Origin of the sequence: Xanthovirga aplysinae (genome assembly GCF_009711365.1) — a bacterium.
GTDB lineage: Bacteria > Bacteroidota > Bacteroidia > Cytophagales > Cyclobacteriaceae > Xanthovirga > Xanthovirga aplysinae.
In genome coordinates this window covers 1-3,591 of record NZ_SMMB01000737.1, presented here as the reverse complement: position 1 = coordinate 3,591, position 3,591 = coordinate 1, and the positions used below count along the sequence as shown (strand labels likewise).

Genomic DNA, 3,591 nt, shown 5'->3' with positions numbered 1-3,591 from the left:
TAGCAAGAGAAATTAATCGGTTTCTCTGATATAGGAAATGGTTACCAAGGGTTAGTAAACCTGATATGCGCCCTTCTAGGGCGCATATCAGGTTTACATTGTTAAATGCAGTTCACTTTAACTTTTAAGGTATATGTTTAACCGCAATACATTAAGCATTTGTCAAAAGAACTTGACAATCCCCTAATTGAAATATGGTTTACATCAATTTGAAATGCTCATACAGTTATGGCTTCTCCACGTTCTTTGCTTCTTCAGTGATTTCACGATTTTTAACATACTTGTCAAACCAATTCATTTGTTCCCACAAAACATGTTCGATGGATTCCTTTGCTCTGTAGCCATGATCTTCAAACGGTAACAAGACCAATCGGGCAGTCCCCCCAGAACCTCTTACCGCTTCGTAAAATACCTCTGACTGAAAAGTAAGTGTCCCCGGATTGGAATCATCATCACCGTGAATAATCAAAATAGGTTCATTAACCTTGTCGGCAAAGAAGGTAGGAGAGCAGTCAATATAGGATTGGGTCGCTTCAAAAAGTGAACGGCGTTCTCCCTGAAATCCAAATGGCTGGTTTGTTTTATTATAGGAACCACTCCGTGCAATTCCCGCAGAAAACAAATCGGTGTGTGCCAATAAATTGGCAACCATTAAACCTCCATGGCTGTGACCAATGATACCAATCCTATCCGGATCTGCGATCCCCATATCTACAGCTTTTGCAACAGCGGCTTCCGCATCAGCTACCAATTGAGGAACAAATGTATCATATACTGTTTCAGGATCGCCAATCATTGGCATTGCGGTATTATCCAGTACGGCGTATCCCCGCATTAAAAAGTATTTGTGGGACGCACCCCAAATACGCATAAAACGATTGGAGGAACCTCTAACCTGCCCGGCTGTTTTAGCGCCTGAATATTCCAAAGGATAGGCATACACAACCGTAGGCACCCTGGTTCCTTCTTTATATCCTGGAGGCAATAACAATTGGAAACTTAATTCAACACCATCATTTCTTTTGTATCGGACAATCTTGTTTTCTATCTGGCGCAGCTCAGGACTTGGATCTTCAAATTTTGTAATAGGGTGCTTAGTGATAGCTCTAGTTCCTTCACCTGCTTCCGCTTTAATTGATTTCCCCAATTTTGCCAAGTAATAATTAGGCACAGTAGTAGAAGACTCAGATCTCATGATGAACCTGTTAGACTTCTCAGCAAAGCCAACAAAGTATTCATATTTGTCCTTGGCAGATCTGAATATTCTTTCGACATCTCCTGTTTTAATATTTCTGCGATCAACAAATGGACGATCTCCTTCTTTGGTGCCTCCACTCCCACGGAAATACATGGCCCCATCTTCAACTTTGATTACGTATTTACCATTATCCAATTGTGTATAAAGGGGAAAGCCCGGATCATTGTAGCGATCATCTTCATCCAAATCAAACCATTGTCTCGAAGTACCTTTGTTAACATCCAGTAACCAAACATAACGCCACCTTTTCATACGCTCCCTTTGATATACCATTAACATCCCCTCAGTTTGCCCCCACATGGTTCCTTGGATACGATGTTCTGCTTTGAAAACTTCTTCTGGCGTACCATTGAATGGTGCTTCCCACCGCATAAGTTTGTCTCTGAACTCGGCTTCTGCCACTGGATTTCCACCGTCTAATGCTTCTCTCCAATACAAAGTATGAGGAGCTGTTGGTTGCCAAGATACACTTCGAGGACCGGTAATCACACCATGTATGGGTACCTCATTCGCAACAGGTTGATTGGCAATAGTTTTTACCAATTGTCCTTTCAGATTCCATACTTCAATGTCATTGGCAAATCGCCACCATGCTACCTCATGTGACCAAGGCTCTTTCAATCTTTCTATTAAAAGGTAATCCCCATCTGGAGAGATACCTGCGTACATGTAGGAGGCAGCAGGTCCGATAACCTGTGTTTGTTTTGTTTTAATGTCGTAAATAACTAATTCACACTGGGTGTAATAGCTGAACAACTCATCATCGTAGGCCGTTTCAAGAAGGTTTCTTGCTTCGTAGGTTGATCTAGCAGAGGCACCGGCATCTTCTAAAATCTTAGGCCCTTTTGGCATCGCCGGTTTTTGAGGAGCAGCACCACGATCATTAATTCTTCTGATTAACATTTTTTCTTGGTCTGGAAACCATTTCACGGCTTGATCCATTAAGGGATTAAGAATCATATTTGGCACCTTTTCTACACGGCCACTTATGTCCCCCATCCACAATTCAATCCGATCTTCAAATCCTACGGACAAAGCAAAGCGTTGACCATCGACAGTCCAATAAGTAGAAATAACTTCGGCTTCATCCGGAATATTCAGGTCCACGGTTGTCCCATCCTTAATAGTAAGCACTCTTGGGGAAGTGCCACCATGTCTGCCATGGTAATAATTGTTTTTGGGATTAACACGTATCCCCGCTAGTTTAAGCATTGGTCCTGCCAACTCCGACAAGGTTGGGTAGATATTAGGATCTGATAGCAACATATGTGTTCCCTTAGGGGATATTGACGTTCGGGGTAGTTGCGGTGCATGAAGAATTTTGAGTATGTCTTCATCAGGAGATTTCCAGGTATTGTCATTGGCTTCAATGTTTTTCTCCTGAGCATTGCTTTCCTGATTGGCTAACAAGCAAATAAAGCTGAGAAACAAGAAGGGAAAGATTGTTTTTTTCATGATATAGATTTTTGATGAATTTGGCTAAAAATAATTTGATATTTAATTTAATAATTAAACGACTGAAATTTTATCAATAGCGATATTAATGTTCTCCTTCTGTTTATTCCATGAAATAGCCCTGTTGACTGCTGCCCTTTTTAGTGCTTGGTTTTGCGCATTGACAAAGCATGGCAGCTAGCCATTGTTATCTGTTGGTTTTTTCCTCATAATATTCGGTCAGATTTATGTTCGCTTAACCTTTTTGACATTTTTTCACAGAGTACCCTGTTAATATCTTCTAGATTTTCTCGGACTTGAATACCATATACCAAATTTGGGAAATTTAGCTCTTTTTGTAGTTCCCAAATCTCATCGTGCTTATCAGGAGGAAACATTTTCATGGGATTTCCAACAGCAACCCAACCAATGGGTAGAGTTTCATTTTCGGGAAACAAAGTATTTAGATGTACCACTCCATTAATCCTAATTTCTGAACCTTTTTTAATAATCGCACCATGAAAAATTGAAACTCCTGTTGCCAAAAACACATTGTTTTCAATAATACACCCCGCAAGGTGTGAATTTGGTCCTACTAAGCAATTATCTCCAATTTTTACTGGCAAGTTCTGAGTTCCTCTAATTACGGCATTTTCCAGAATTATGCAGTTTTCTCCGATTTCAATCGGACTGCTTTCGGCTATGATTTGGGCACCAAACATTATTCGGGCATTTTTTCTAATAGTCACATCGCCACAAATTGTTGCATTAGGAGCAATATAAGCCGATTGATCAATATTTGGTTTTTTCCCTAAATGTTCAATTATCATCAATGTTGTTTTTTTACTTGCACATAACGACTCGGCTGGCTGCTGTGCTTTCTGAGCTTCGGATTTTGT

The 3,591-nt window shown here is 40.4% G+C and carries 2 protein-coding genes; both read right to left on the bottom strand.

Features of this window, described 5'->3' with window-relative positions:
* Nucleotides 1–226: 226 nt before the first annotated feature.
* Complete coding sequence (locus E1171_RS04880) at nucleotides 227–2,713, bottom strand: alpha/beta hydrolase family protein (RefSeq protein ID WP_155204658.1); 2,487 nt, start codon at nucleotides 2,711–2,713, stop codon at nucleotides 227–229.
* A gap of 206 nt (nucleotides 2,714–2,919) precedes the next feature.
* The coding region (locus E1171_RS04875; RefSeq protein WP_222931394.1) for a gamma carbonic anhydrase family protein at nucleotides 2,920–3,591 on the bottom strand (672 nt) is incomplete at its 5' end.

What these genes read in the sequence shown, in the direction of transcription:
- E1171_RS04880 (WP_155204658.1), bottom strand. Translation starts at nt 2,713, where the DNA reads ATGAAAAAAACAATCTTTCCCTTCTTGTTTCTCAGCTTTATTTGCTTG.